The sequence below is a fragment of the Streptomyces sp. NPDC002138 genome, from assembly GCF_040296485.1.
Taxonomy (GTDB): domain Bacteria; phylum Actinomycetota; class Actinomycetes; order Streptomycetales; family Streptomycetaceae; genus Streptomyces.
On record NZ_JBEOXE010000024.1, the window covers coordinates 37,710 to 51,487 of the forward strand.

Below are 13,778 nucleotides of genomic sequence, written 5' to 3' on the forward strand. Positions count from 1 at the left end.
GGTTCGGGCCTCCCGCCGGGGGCGGCCAGGACGACCTCCGCCACGGGGCGCCGTACCGCGGGCCGCCGCTCGGCGGGACGCGGTGACACCCGCCCCCGGTCGACGGCATAGATCCGCGTCGCGCGCGCCCGCGTCACCGACTCCCGGTGATCGGTGAAGAGAACGGTGCCTCCGGCCCGCGCCACCTCGGTCATGGCCTCGGCGAGGACACCGTGGGCCTCCGCGTCCAGACCCGACCACGGCTCGTCGAGCACCAGCAGGCCCGGTTCCACCATCAGCGCCTGGGCGAGAGCCACCTTCTGCGCGTTTCCCTTGGACAGGCTCCGCAGCGGGGCGGCCTCGCCCCCGACGAGGGAGAACCGCTCCAGCAGGGCGTTCGCGCGCCGCCGTGCCTCCGGCGTGCTCAGCCCGCGCACCCTGCCCAGGTGCGTCAAGTACGCCACTGCCGACATCCGCTCGCCGGGCGTGAACCGGTCCGGTACGTACGCCACGACCGGAGGCCGCCCCACCACCGCCCCACACGTCGGCCGCGCCAGCCCCACGGCAACGCGCAGCAGGGTCGACTTCCCCGACCCGTTCCCGCCCACCACCCCGACGACCTCACCCGGGTCCACGCCCAAGTCCACATCACGAAGCACCCAGGACCCCTTGCCGTACCGCTTCCCCACGGCCTCGAGCCGCACCAGAACCCCTCCTCCCCGGCACCTGTCCGCTCCGACTGCGTGCGGCCCTGCCCTGCCCTGCCCTGCCCTGCCTAAGCCTCCACGCGCTGATCGACCGCCGCTTCGTAGAAGGCATCCGCGAGGGCGACGATGATCGAGTTGATGGCCGGTCCGTCGGTGAAGAAGTAGTCGGCCATCGTGTTGTGGGCCTCCTGATTGTCGGCGACCGCCTCCGTAACGGCCGCTTGGAAGTCCTGCGACTCCACGAACTGCTTCTTGGAGTTCACCTTGGTCTGCTTGATCAGCTCCGGGTCGGCGAGCAACCGCTGGACGAGCCCCTGTACGAACTCCCTGACCTGGGACTCGGCGAACGATGCGGCGCCGAAGAGGTCGTTCATCCTGTCGATGACGACCTGGAGCGCGACGTACTTCGGCTCCTTCTTCGCGCCCGTGCCGGCGGCGCTGATGCCCTTCAGCCGCCCGTCGCCCACGAGTGAGATGTCGACCGGGATCGCCTTGTCGTGCTTGACCCCGACCAGCACCACGTCGGAGAGGTCCACTTCGGCGGCCCAGGCGGACTCGGCGATGACCTTCTCCAGCAGGCGCAGGAAGATCGCGAGCATCTCCATGCGGGGGTCGCCGTAGTCGACGATCTGGGACATGAAGTCATAGAGGCGCACGAAGGTGGAGACGTCCTTGCGGAACAGGTCGAGCGCGTTGAGGGCGACCTTGTCCTCGTCCTCGATCGCCCGCGCGTAGCGGCGCCGGAAGTCGTGCTGCGCAGGGCTGATCGCCGCCGAGAGCGCGTTGTTGCCCTTCCGCGTCACCCACAGTCCGGCGACCTTGCGGACGTCGTCCTCGGTGTAGATGCCGGCCTGGGCGAGCTTGGCCGCCAGGTGGACGACGACGTACGGATCGCTCTCGGTCTCCAGGGTCGCGTTCTTGAAGTACGGCTCGAAGGCCGCCTTGATGTCCTCGGGCTTGTTGGCGAAGTCGATGACGAACGTCTTGCGCTTCTGTTCGCCACCCACGGTGCGGTGCGTGCGGTTGAGCCTCGAGAGCGTCTGTACCGCGGTGATTCCCGGCAGTTTCTTGTCGACGTACATCGCCGACAGCAGGGGCTGGTCGAAGCCGGTCTGGAACTTGTTGGCGACCAGCATCACCTTGTACGTGTCGCCCTTGAAGGCGGCCGCCAGATCAGCGCCGGCGCCGGGGTTCATGTTGGTCTCGGTGAACTCGTCGTCCTCCGAGGGCTGTGGCCCCCAGTCGCTGTGCCAGGTCTCCCCCTCGGGCATGGTCACCCCTCCGGAGAAGGCGACCAGGGTGCGGTAGTTGTACGAGGGGTCCGCGGCCCGGCGGCCGGCGAGGTACGCGTCGATGGCCAGCTTGTACTTCACCGCGGACTTGCGCGAATCGGTCACCACCATCGCCTTCGCCTTGCCTTCGAGGAGGTAGGCGACGTTGACGTGGAAGTGCTCGACGATGATCTGCACCTTCTGGCTGATGTTCGTCGGGTGGAGCTGCACCCACCGCATCAGGCCCTTGCGAGCGGTGGCCTCCTCCACCTCCCCTCCGTCGCCGCTCTCGGCCTTGCCGGCGATCTTCAACGCGGTGTCGTAGGACTGGTAGCCCTTGAGGACGTCGAGGATGTAGCCCTCCTCGATCGCCTGTTTCATCGAGTACAGGTGGAACTCGCGCGGCGTGCCGTCCGGCCCCCGGCGGCCGAACAGCTCCAGCGTCTTGTTCTTCGGCGTCGCGGTGAAGGCCAGGAAGGAGATGTTCTCCGACTCCGCCCGCTCTGTCATCTCCGCCGCCAGGACCGACTCCACATCGATCTCGCCGCCGTCCTCGATCTCCTTGGCCTCCTCAGCGGTCAGCGCCTGCTTCAGCTTCGAGGAGATCTGCCCCGACTGGGAGGAGTGCGCCTCATCGGCGATGACGGCGAACCGCTTGCCCTTCAGGCCGGAGTCGGTCCGGATCTCGTCCAGCGCGTGCGGGAAGGTCTGCAGCGTCACCACGATGATCAGCTCACCGTTCGTCAACGCCCGTGCCAGCAGACCCGATTTCGACTTGGCGCCGGCCTTGCGGACATCCTCCGGGCTGATCGTCGCGACGATCCTGCCCGTGCCGTCGATCTGCCGGATCGCATCCTGCAGCTGGGAGTCGAGCACGGTGCGGTCCACGACCACGATGACCGAGTCGAAGACCTTGCGGTCATCGACGTGCAGGCGCGCCAGCCGGTGGGCCGTCCAGGCGATGGTGTTCGTCTTCCCCGACCCGGCGGAGTGCTCGATCAGGTACCGCCGCCCGACGCCCTCCCTCTTCACCGCCTCGACGATGTTCGTGACGGCTTCCCATTGGTGGTACCGCGGGAAGAGCATGCTCGTACGCCGCACCGACGTGCCGGTGGTGACGTCCCACTCCTCCTTCGTCTGCACGATCATCAGCCGCCCGATGATGTCCAGCCAGGCGTGCTTCTCCCAGACCCGTTCCCAGAGGTACGCCGTCGCCGACCGTCCGAACGCGCCGGGCGGGTTGCCCGCGCCGCTGTCGAGACCGGTGTTGAAGGGCAGGAAGTGGGTCTTCCTCCCCTCCAGCCTCGTGGTCATCGCGGCCAGGCCGTTCGAGACGGCGAAGTGCACCAGCGCCCGGTGGCCGAACGACAGCAAGGGCTCCGGCCGCCCGTTCGTCAGCGGATCGCGCGCCTGCTGGTACTGACGGACCGCCTCGTCCAACGACTGGGTGAAGTCGGTCTTCAGCTCCACCGTGGCCACCGGGAGCCCGTTGACGAAGAACACCAGGTCGATACTGCGCCGGTCGGCGGTCGAGAAGTGCACCTGCCGCACCACCCGCACCCGCATCGCCTCGTAGTGCGCCGTCGTGGTCCGGTTGAGCGAGGTCTCCGGGCGGAACTGCGCCGTCTTCAACCGGCCACCGCCGATGTACTGCACCCCGTTGCGCAGGATGTTCAGCGTCCCACCGCCGTGTTCCAGCGGCCGGTCGAGCGCCGCCGTCAGCACGTCGAGGAACTTCGCCTGCGACCCCGCCGCCCTCAACGCCTTCTCGTACGCCGGCTTCTGTGTCGCCTCCAGCCACGCGAACAGATCCGCCGGGAACAGCGCCCGCTCGCGGTCGTACCCCGTGTCGTCGGCCGAGTACAGCCAGCCGTGCGCCGCGAGGTGCTCACAGATCTCGGTCTCGAAGACGATCTCGTTGTGGTCAGCCATCACGCCACCCCGCGTACGTCGATCTGTCCCGTCACCGCCGCTGTGATCAACGCCGACCTCCGCTCCCGGGCGAGCTCGATGAACCGCTCCGCCTCCGCCCTCGTGCGTTCGATCTTCTCCGTCTGTTCGTCGAGGTATGCGGCGATGAGGCGCTGCTCGTCAACGGGCGGCACCGGGACCCGGATCGCCCCCAGACGCTGATTGTTCAGGATCGGCACCCGGTTCATCTGCGAGGCGGCCCAGAGTTCGCTCTTCGCCGCGCGCATGACGTAGTACAGGTACCGCCCCTCTTCGGCCGGAACCACGCTCGTGATCTGCTGATTGGTGGTCGCCGCCACCGGCAGATGGCCGACCGAACCCAGCGAGTACGCGATGCATCCCACGAGAACCGAACCGGCCGGGACGGGACGCGATGCGGCCCAGCCTTCCGCCGTGAGCCATGCGCTGGCTCTCGTCCGCGCACTCAAGTCCTGCGGACGGACCCATGGGCGTTCGTTGGCTTCCTCGGCGAAATTGCCGCGGTTGTCGGTCGGCGGCGTGGAGCCGGTCAGGAGCGTCCCGCACCGGCGCAGTGCCTTCACACTCCACCCCTCGGGGATGTCCCCGAGCCATTCCACGCCCGAATCGACCAGCGCCGCCCCGGGGCGCACGCCTTTCGTCACCGCCTCGGCGATGACACCGTCCCGTCGTTCGTCGAGCAACTCGATCAGCCGCCGCTGCTCCTCGATGAGCGTGTCGATGCAGGCCGTCTCCCGATCGAGGTAGTCGGCGATGGCGCGCTGTTCCTCGACCGGTGGCAGGATGACCGGCAGGCGAGCGACATTCGAGAACTTCAACGATTGACGGACACCCCCGCCCAGACCGTAGAAGACCTTGGTGACGTCGTACGACCGCATCAGGTGTTCGGCGTACCGCGCGTCGATTCCGGTCGGCCTCATCGATACGTACGCGGACGTGATGATCCCGCGCTCCGTCACGCGCGCCGATCGCAGGCTCCGCTGATCGTTCTGGAGGTCGGTGAAGCGAAAGACCAGATGGTTCGGCTCGACGATCTGGTAGGTCTCGAAGGACTCGGGCAGGAGGCCACCGACGGCGTCGATGTCCTTTCGGACGATGCGTCCGAAGCTGAGCGACAGCAGGTTGTTCTCGGTCAGGCCGACGTTCTTGACCCTCGACTCGTGGAGCACCGACATCAGCGGCACGGTGTCCCACCCCTTGGGAATGCGGCCGACCCAGGGGACGCCGCTGTCCCGGTACTCGGCGTACGACATCATCACCCCTCGACCTCGCGCAGCAGCTCGAGGATCTTGGCGACCTGCTTCTCCAGGTCGACGTCGATCTCCGCGAGCGGGCGGGGCGGGACGTACGTGTAGAAGTGGCGGCTGAAGGGGATCTCGTAGCCGGTCTTGGTCTTGGCCCCGTCGGTCCAGGCGTCGGGGACGTGCGGCCGCACCTCGGCGTCGAAGTACGCCTGGATGACGTCGCGCTCCCCTGCCGCGCCGGCGGTCGAACCGCCGTGGGTGAAGGGCACGTTCTCGGTCTCCCGCTTTTTCGGGTCGGGCTTCGGGGCGCCCTTGCGGTTGACGACGGCGTTGCCGTCCTCATCGAGGAGGGGACGCTCGACGGTGATGGTCCAGTAGCCGAACTCGTCGTTGCGCAGCACCTTGGAGAACGCGGGATCGGCGTCCTCGAAGTCGGCGTACAGCCGCACGACCTTGGCGCGGTCGGCCGCGCTGATCTCGCGTCCCTTGGATCCGAGGTTCTTGCGCATCTTGGTCCAGAACGACGTGCCGTCGATGAGCTGGACCGTGCCCTTGCGGTCGGGGTGCTTGGTGTTGTCGAGGATCCAGATGTAGGTGGCGATGCCGGTGTTGAAGAACATGCTGGTCGGCAGGGCGACGATCGCCTCGACGAGGTCGTTCTCCAGCAGCCACCTGCGGATGTCGGAGGGGCCGGATTCGGCGAGGCCGCTGAAGAGCGGCGAACCGTTCATGACGATGCCGACGCGGCCACCGCCGTCCTCGGGGGCGCGCATCTTGTGCGCCAGTTGGAGCAGGAAGAGCATCTGGCCGTCCGAGGTCGCGGGGAGTCCCGGCGCGAATCGGCCGTGGGGGCCGGCGGAGTCGCGCTCCTCGTTGACCGCCTTGGCGTACTGCTTCCAGTCCACCCCGTAGGGCGGGTTGGACATGCAGTAGTCGAACTGGCGGCCCTTGAAGGCGTCGTCGGTGAGCGTGTTGCCGAAGGCGATGTTGGACGCGTCGTGGCCCTTGGCGAGCAGGTCGGACTTGCAGATGGCGTACGACTGGGGGTTGTACTCCTGGCCGTACAGGCTCAGTTTCGCGTCGGGGTTCTGGGCGAGCAGGTGCTCCTCCGCCAGGGAGAGCATGCCGCCCGTGCCGGCGGTGGGGTCGTACAGCGAGCGGACGATGCTGCCCTTCGAGAGGTCGGCGTCCTTCTCCGCGAAGAGCAGGTCGACCAGGAGCCGGATCGCGTCGCGCGGCGTGTAGTGGTCCCCGGAGGTCTCGTTCGCGGCCTCGTTGAACTTGCGGATGATGTACTCGAACGCATCCCCCATGTCCGCGTTGGACACCACGTCGGGATGCAGGTCGACAGCGCCGAAGGACTTGACGATCTCGCGCAGGAGTCCGGCCTTCTCCAGGGCCAGGATCTCCTTCTTGAAGTCGAAGTACGCGAACACGTCCACGTCGTCGGAGAACCGGTCGATGTACTCGGCGAGGTTGTCCGCCAGCCCGTCGGCATCGGTCAGCAGGTTCGCGAACTCGTAGTGGGAGGTGTTGTAGAAGGTCCGCCCCGTGGTCTTCCTGACCTCGACCTTCAGCCGGTTCGGGTTCCCGTACCTCGCCGCCAGCTCCCGTACCGCCGCGCGGTCCGGCTCGAGCACGCAGTCGAGCCGTCGCAGGATCGTGAACGGAAGGATCACGGTCCCGTACTGGTTGGGGCGATAGGGGCCTCGAAGCTGGTCGGCGATCGACCAGATGAAGCTACCGAGCGTGCTCACAAGGGTCCTCACGAGAATCGTCTAGCAGTGCCGTCACTCTGCCAGAGACCGCGGCGCCGATGGTGAGGGTGGCAGGGGCCGCGCAGCAGCCGCCGCCGGTCTCTTCGGCTGCTTCCGGCTGGTCGAAGAGGCCCGCGCCGCCGCAGACTCCGGTCTCGGGAAGGGTGAGTTCGACGCGCTCGGCGGCTTCCTGGTCTCCGGCGAGGGTGGCGGCGATGGAGCGGACCTGCTCGTAGCCGGTCATGGCCAGGAAGGTCGGCGCGCGGCCGTAGGACTTCATGCCGGCGAGGTAGACGTCCTTCTCCGGGTGCGTGAGCTCGACCGCGCCATGGGGGTGGACGGTGCCGCAGGAGTGCTGGTTCGGGTCGATCAGCGGGGCCAGTGCGGTCGGGGCCTGGAGGCGCTCGTCGAGGCCGAGGCGCAATTCGTCCAGGAAGGAGAGGTCGGGGCGGAAGCCGGTGAGAACGATGACCTCGTCGACCGGCTCCAGGCGGCGGCCGTCCTCGCCGACGAGGACCGGGCGGCCGTCGGTGTCGCGCTCGAAGGAGTCCGTGCGGAAGCCGGTGACAGCGTCCGCGTACCCGCCGTCGACGGCGGCCTTGGCGGCGAGGCCGAGGGCGCCGCGGGCGGGGAGCTGGTCGGCGGCGCCGCCGCCGAAGGTGGAGCCGCTGATGCCGCGCCGCAGGATCCACGTCGTGTGCGTCCCCGTGCCGTCCTCTTCGGACCGGGCGAGGTCGGCGAGGTGGGCCAGGGCCGTGAAGGCGGAGGCACCCGACCCGATGACGGCTGTGCGCTTGCCCGCGTAGCGAGCCCGTGTGGCCGGGTCCTTCAGGTCGGGGACGCGGTAGGAGATCCGGTCGGAGGCGGCGCGCTCGCCGAGGGCGTGCAGGCCGCCGGCCCCGGCCGGGCCCGGGGTGGACCAGGTGCCGGAGGCGTCGATGACGGCGCGGGCGAAGATCCGCTCCTCGTGCCCTCCGGGGCTGGTGAGGTGGATGACGAAGGGCTGGCTCTCGCGGTCGGCGTCGACGATGCGGTCGCGGCCGGTACGCGAGACGCCGGTGACCCTCGCGTTGCAGCGGACGCGGTGGCCGAGGACGTCGGCCAGGGGCTGGAGGTACAGCTCGGCCCAGTCGCCACCGGAGGGGTAGGTGGCGCCGTCGGGCTTGACCCAGCCGGTGGGGGCGAGGAGCTTCTCGGCGGCGGGGTCGACGACCTCGGACCAGGTGGAGAAGAGCCGTACGTGAGACCAGTCCCGGACTGCGGTCGCGGCGGCCGGTCCGGCCTCCAGGACCAGGGGCTCGATGTCCCGCTCGATGAGACGGGCGGCCGCCGCGAGTCCGATCGGGCCGGCGCCGATCACGACGACGGGCAGGGTCTCGGTTGATGCGTTCACGGCAGGCTCCCCGGTTGATTTGATGTTTGTCGATGTCCTGACGCCTCCAGAGTGACTCCTGGATCGATGTTCGTCAACATAGACATCTGTCGAATTTCCACGGATGATGGGAGCATGACGACGAAGGTGTTGCCGCTGCTGGAGCCGGAGGCCGCGGCGGCGTGCTGCCCGCCGCTGACGGAGCGCCCGCTGACGGCCGAGGAGGCGGAGCGGACCGCGGTCATGTTCAAGGCGCTGGGTGACCCGGTGCGCCTGCGGCTGTTCTCCGCCGTCGCCTCCCACGAGGGTGGCGAGGCGTGCGTCTGCGACATCTCCGATGTCGGCGTCTCCCAGCCGACGGTTTCCCACCACCTGAAGAAGCTCAAGGACGCGGGCCTGCTCTCCTCCGAGCGGCGCGGTACCTGGGTGTACTACCGGGTGGAGCCCGCCGTTCTCGCTGCCATGGGGGCTCTCCTGACGCGGGCGGGCGGGGCATGAACGTCCGTATCGAGCCTCTGGCCGGGGCGCACGCGGACGAGGTCCTGGCGATCTACCAAGCCGGGATCGACGAGGGCAACGCCACCTTCGAGACCGCCGCCCCCAGTTGGGCGGAGTTCGACGCGGCGAAGCTCGCCGGGCACCGCTTCGCCGCGATCGACCCCGACGGGCAGGTCCTCGGGTGGGTGGCCGCGTCGAAGGTCTCCGACCGCTGCGCGTACGCGGGCGTGGTCGAGCACTCCGTCTACGTCCACCCCGCCGCCCGGGGCCGGGGGGTCGCCCGAGCCCTGCTGGACGCGTTGATCGCCTCGGCAGAGGCGGAAGGCATCTGGACGATCCAGTCCGGGATCTTTCCCGAGAACGCCGCGAGCCTGGCCCTGCACCAGCGGGCCGGCTTCCGGGTCATCGGCACCCGCGAGCGCATCGGCCTCCACCGCGGCGCGTGGCGCGACGTGGTCCTGCTGGAGCGCCGCAGCCCGAAGGTCAGCTGAGCGACTCGATGGCGTAGAGGGCGCCCACACCTGCGGCCAGTACGCCGAGGAGCAGTCGCAGGGCCTTCTCCGGGAGCCGGGGCTGCAGGCGAGCGCCGAGGTAGCCGCCGATGAGGCCGCCCAGGCCGCAGGCCAGGCCGAGGAACCAGTGGGGCGCGATGCCGCCGGCCCCGGTCAGGGACAGCGCCGCGTACGTAGCGGACCCGACGACGGACGTCGCGAACGTCGACGCCAGAGCCGCGGGCGCCACTTTCGCGACCGGCACGCCGCGCCCGACCAGGATCGGGCCGAGGAGCGAACCGCCGCCGATGCCGTAGATCCCGCCGACCACCCCCACGATCAGGGCCAGGCCCGTGACCGCTCGCGCGGACGGCCGGTCCCCGGACGGCTTCACCGACCGGGGCGGCAGGAGGGTGCGGGCGATCAGCCAGGTCCCCAGCGGCAGCAGGAAGACGGCCACCAGGACCTTGAAGACGGCCGGCCCCGGGATGGCGAACACGCGGATGACCGCACCGACGACCACTCCCGGCAGAGTGCCGAGCACCAGTCGGCGCACCAGCGGGCCCTGCAGGGCGCCGGTGCGGCGGTGGCGCAGGAGCGCGCCGGGGCCGGCGACGACGTTGTAGAGGAGATTGGTCGGGGTCACCGCCGGACTCGGCACCGCGAAGACGCTCAGCTGCACGGGCAGCAGGAACACCGCCCCCGACACCCCCACCGGAGCGGTCACCACCGCGATCAGCAGACCGGCCACCAGACCGGCCGACCCCACCCCCCACTCCACGACCGCGGGTCAGCCTCGTTCGACGTACACGCCGGTCGACTTCACGCGGGCGGTGACGTCGCCGGGCTTGATGGCCGTCACGATCCCCGGGGAAGGCGTTGCGGGCGGAGGTGCAGGAGACGTCCTCGTCCTGCCGCCACCGATCACCACCACACCCGTGGACCGCGTCATGCCGAAGCAGCTCCGGCGGTCGCCGTCTTGCCCCGCATGAAGATGACCGCCACCAGGGCCAGCCCCAGCACCGCACCCACCAGCTGCACGCCGACGAACGCCGGAACCGAGGCGGGCGCGATGCCCGCGAAGGTGTCGGTGAAGGCGCGGCCGATGGTGACGGCCGGGTTGGCGAAGGAGGTGGAGGAGGTGAACCAGTACGCGGCGCCGATGTACGAGGCCACCGCGACCGGCGCGAACCGCAGGCGGTCGGTGCGGGCCAGACCGAAGATCAGCAGGATCAGACCGGCGGTGGCGACGACCTCACCCAGCAGCAGGTTCCCGGCGGAGCGGTCGTGGGTCGCCCACTTCACCAGGGGCTCGCCGAACATCGCGTCGGCCAGGATCGCCCCCGCGATGGCGCCGACGATCTGCGCGGGCACGTAGACGGCCAGCTCACGGGCGGTGACGCCACCTCCGGTGCGGCGGGTGGCCCACCACTCGGCGAGGCTGACCACCGGGTTGAAGTGGGCTCCGGAGACGGGGCCGAGGAGAGCGATCAGGACGCCGAGGCCGAAGACCGTGGCGGTGGAGTTGGCCAGCAGCTGCAGCGCGACGTCCTGGGTCAGCTTCGCCGCCTGGATGCCGGACCCGACGACGACCGCGACCAGCGCTGCCGTCCCGACGAGTTCGGCCGCTGCGCGGGCCACCAGCGGACTGGCGGGCGGGCTCGCGCCGGGTGCGGGCCGGGGCGCGTCGGCGGGTATCGCGGTGGCCGCTGCGGGTGCGGCGGCGACGGGCTCGGTGACGGACAACGGTTCTCCTCGGGCAGGTGAGGGGCACAGCGGACTATGGGCAGGACCGCTTGATGTTCGCTTCGGACGTGGCGCGCGCGGCCTGCGCGAGCCCTGCGAACTGGCCGGCGATGGCCTCGATGACGTCCGGGCGGAGTCTGTAGTAGATGAAGCGGCCACACGGTTCGGTCTCCACGACCCCGGCCTCTCTGAGCACCTTCAGGTGGTTGGAGAGGTTGGTCTGCTTGGCACCGGTCTCCTCCACGAGATGTGTGGTGCACAGCGTCTCGCGGGAGAGCAGGGTCACGATCCGGAGCCTGAGGGGGTCGGCCAGGATTCGGATCAGTTCAGTGTCGACTGACGTCATCATGTACTGATACTGTCACATCAGTTTGGGCTGACACCAGCCTGGCCTGACCCTATTGGCTCCAAGGAAGAACAGATGTCCTCCGCTCCTGCCGCCTCCGTCCTGTTCGTCTGCATCCACAACGCGGGCCGCTCCCAGATGGCGGCCGGGTTCCTGCGCCACCTCGCGGGTGACCGGGTCGAGGTCCGCTCCGCCGGCTCGGTCCCCGGAGATCGGATCAACCCCTCGGCCGTCGCCGCGATGGCCGAGCTGGGCATCGACATCTCCGACCAGAAGCCGAAGGTCCTCACCCCCGAGGCCGCCAAGGCGTCCGACTACATCATCACGATGGGTTGCGGCGACGCCTGCCCGTACTTCCCCGGCAAGACCTACCTCGACTGGCAGCTCGAAGACCCGGCCGGCCAGGGCGTCGAGGCCGTCCGCCCCATCCGCGACGAGATCAAGGGCCTCATCGAGGGCCTGATCGCCGAGATCGACGCCAAGAAGCAGGCCTGACCCCGCGACCGGCACGACCGCCACCACCACCGGTGACGGCATACGCAACGTCATCATCACCGGCTCCGGCTCCGGCTCCGGCTCCGGCTCCGGCTACCGCATCGGCTCCGGCTCCGGCTCCGGCTACCGCATCGGCCACGACGGGCGCGAGGCGGCCGGAACTCCGCTCGACCGTGGCTGCGCGCGGGTCCGATCCAGTTGAATGAGACCCATGGGTACCACACGTGGATTCGCCGAGGACGAGCTGCGACGACTGGCGGGATCGCGGTCGTTCGAGCGGGGTCTCAGCTACCTTTCCTCCGTGTCCGCGCTGGAAATCGAGGAGTCGGCGATCACCGCGACCGTCGACGGCACCGATGCCTACGAGGTCGAACTGACGGAGCACGAGGACGGCCTCACCGGATGGTGCTCCTGCCCGTACGGGCAGGAGGGCAACTTCTGCAAGCACTGCGTGGCGGTGGGCCTGACCGTCCTACGACAGGCGGAGTCGGTACCCGTGCAACGGGCAGCCGCCGCGTCCCGCGGCCGCCAGCTCAACGCCTGGCTGGAATCGCGTACCCGGGACGAACTCCTCTCCCTGGTACGGGAGCACCTCGCGGGCGACCGCGACCTGCGCCGTCGCCTCGAACTGCGGGCGGCGACCGCCGGGGGCGATCCCGGCGCGGTACGCGAGCGCGTCCTGGGCCTGCTCGACACCCGGCCCTTCGCCCGGTACGGCTACGTCGAATACGCGGACGCCCATGCCTACGGGCAGCAGGCCGCCGAGGCCGTCTCCGCGCTCCGCACCCTGACGGAGACCGGACGGGCCGCGGACGCGGTGGAGCTGGCCCGGGAGGCCATCGCGGCCCTCGGCCGGACCTACGGCGAGATCGACGACTCGGACGGCCTCATCGGCGACGTGGCCACCGGACTGGCCGAGGTGCATCTGGACGCCTGCCGGGAGGCCCGCCCCGACCCGGCGCATACCGCCGAGTGGCTGGTGGGCCACCTCCTGGGCGATCTGAACGACGCCACCGGCATCGCCCTGACCGACTACGAGGAGGTACTGGGCGAGGCGGGCCTGGCGCGGGCGCACGAGCTGGTGGTCGCGGCCTGGCGCGCCAACCCGAAGGGCTGGACGGAGAAATACCTCATGGAGGAGCTGACGAAGTCGGAAGGCAGCGTCGACGCGCTGATCGCCGTCCATGCGGCCGACCTCTCCCCGACCGGCGCCACGCATCTGGTGATCGCCCAGGAACTCGAGCGGGCGGGCCGCCCGGCCGAGGCCCTGGAATGGGCGGAGCGCGGCCTGCGCGAGTGCGATCCCGCGCTCGGCCCGGACAGCCGCCTGGTGGACCTCGTCTGCGAGCGCTACGCCCGGGCCGGCCGCCCGGCCGATGTCATCGCGGTGCGCCGCGACGTACTCGTACGCCGCCGGTCCCTGACCGCCTACCAAGAGCTGCGAACGGCAGCCGGTGCGGCCGACTGCTGGGACGAACCCGCGCGGGCCGACGCCCTGGACCTGCTGCGCGCCGATGCCCGCCCCCGGAGGAGCCTGGGCCACCAGGGCTCGGCCCTGGTCGACGCCCTGCTGGACGACGCCGACCACGACGCGGCCTGGGAGGCAGCCGCCGAAGGTCACGCCGACGGCCGCCAGTGGCTCACCCTCGCCGACCGCGTCCGGGACCGCCGCCCCTCCGACGCCCTGACCGTGTACCTGCGCCTGATCGGCCCCCTCCTCACCCGCACCGGCGACGCCACGTACGAGCAGCTCACCGAGCTGCTGCTCAGTGCCCGCGCGTGCCACCGCATCCTGGGCACGCAGGACGCGTTCACCACCTACATGACCACCCTGCGCTCCGGCCAGAAACGCAAGCGCAACCTGCTGGCGATGCTCGACCGGCACGGGCTGTAACACCAGGGGCCCACACTGCCCTGACGTG

General features: G+C 69.8%; 11 protein-coding genes and 1 pseudogene. 4 read left to right on the top strand and 8 right to left on the bottom strand.

What is annotated here, in order from left to right:
- Positions 1 to 296: 296 nt before the first annotated feature.
- The 5 genes and pseudogenes from ABT084_RS17730 to ABT084_RS17750 all read right to left on the bottom strand — a co-directional run.
- A pseudogene (locus ABT084_RS17730) lies at positions 297 to 683 on the bottom strand (ATP-binding cassette domain-containing protein); the annotation flags it as partial.
- A gap of 71 nt (positions 684 to 754) precedes the next feature.
- Complete coding sequence (locus ABT084_RS17735; protein ID WP_351044335.1) at positions 755 to 3,889, bottom strand: type I restriction endonuclease subunit R; 3,135 nt, start codon at positions 3,887 to 3,889, stop codon at positions 755 to 757.
- Positions 3,889 to 5,163, bottom strand: a complete 1,275-nt coding sequence (locus tag ABT084_RS17740) for a restriction endonuclease subunit S (protein WP_351044498.1) — start codon at positions 5,161 to 5,163, stop codon at positions 3,889 to 3,891. Before ABT084_RS17740 ends, ABT084_RS17735 begins: the two co-directional genes overlap by 1 nt.
- Entirely contained in the window at positions 5,163 to 6,908 is a 1,746-nt protein-coding gene (locus ABT084_RS17745) for a type I restriction-modification system subunit M (protein ID WP_351044338.1), read from the bottom strand. The genes ABT084_RS17740 and ABT084_RS17745 overlap by 1 nt, the downstream gene beginning before the upstream one ends.
- Positions 6,892 to 8,301, bottom strand: coding sequence for an NAD(P)-binding domain-containing protein (locus ABT084_RS17750; RefSeq protein ID WP_351044340.1), 1,410 nt, complete (start codon positions 8,299 to 8,301; stop codon positions 6,892 to 6,894). Before ABT084_RS17750 ends, ABT084_RS17745 begins: the two co-directional genes overlap by 17 nt.
- Positions 8,302 to 8,415: 114 nt before the next feature.
- Here ABT084_RS17750 and ABT084_RS17755 point away from each other — a divergent pair, with 114 nt between their 5' ends.
- Both ABT084_RS17755 and ABT084_RS17760 read left to right on the top strand, forming a co-directional pair.
- On the top strand, positions 8,416 to 8,778 hold the full coding sequence (locus tag ABT084_RS17755) for an ArsR/SmtB family transcription factor (protein ID WP_351044342.1): 363 nt from the start codon (positions 8,416 to 8,418) through the stop codon (positions 8,776 to 8,778).
- Positions 8,775 to 9,269 carry a GNAT family N-acetyltransferase gene (locus tag ABT084_RS17760; protein ID WP_351044345.1) on the top strand — a complete coding sequence of 165 codons (495 nt, stop codon included), beginning with the start codon at positions 8,775 to 8,777 and terminating at the stop codon, positions 9,267 to 9,269. The genes ABT084_RS17755 and ABT084_RS17760 overlap by 4 nt, the downstream gene beginning before the upstream one ends.
- On the opposite strand, the gene ABT084_RS17765 is transcribed toward ABT084_RS17760, so the two are convergent.
- The 3 genes from ABT084_RS17765 to ABT084_RS17775 form a co-directional block, all read right to left on the bottom strand.
- Positions 9,262 to 10,038: a TSUP family transporter gene (locus ABT084_RS17765; protein ID WP_502968963.1), complete on the bottom strand. Its 777-nt coding sequence runs from the start codon at positions 10,036 to 10,038 to the stop codon at positions 9,262 to 9,264. The two genes, ABT084_RS17760 and ABT084_RS17765, sit on opposite strands and share 8 nt — an antisense overlap.
- A gap of 179 nt (positions 10,039 to 10,217) precedes the next feature.
- Positions 10,218 to 11,015 (bottom strand): aquaporin, encoded by a 798-nt coding sequence (locus ABT084_RS17770; RefSeq protein WP_351044351.1) that lies wholly within the window; start codon positions 11,013 to 11,015, stop codon positions 10,218 to 10,220.
- 34 nt (positions 11,016 to 11,049) lie between these two features.
- A complete protein-coding gene (locus tag ABT084_RS17775; RefSeq protein ID WP_351044354.1) occupies positions 11,050 to 11,364 on the bottom strand; it encodes an ArsR/SmtB family transcription factor in 315 nt (104 codons plus the stop codon).
- Positions 11,365 to 11,436: 72 nt separating this feature from the next.
- Here ABT084_RS17775 and ABT084_RS17780 point away from each other — a divergent pair, with 72 nt between their 5' ends.
- Entirely contained in the window at positions 11,437 to 11,856 is a 420-nt protein-coding gene (locus tag ABT084_RS17780) for an arsenate reductase ArsC (RefSeq protein WP_351044356.1), read from the top strand.
- A 211-nt stretch (positions 11,857 to 12,067) separates the two neighbouring features.
- Entirely contained in the window at positions 12,068 to 13,750 is a 1,683-nt protein-coding gene (locus tag ABT084_RS17785) for an SWIM zinc finger family protein (protein WP_351044359.1), read from the top strand.
- The last annotated feature ends 28 nt before the right edge of the window (positions 13,751 to 13,778 follow it).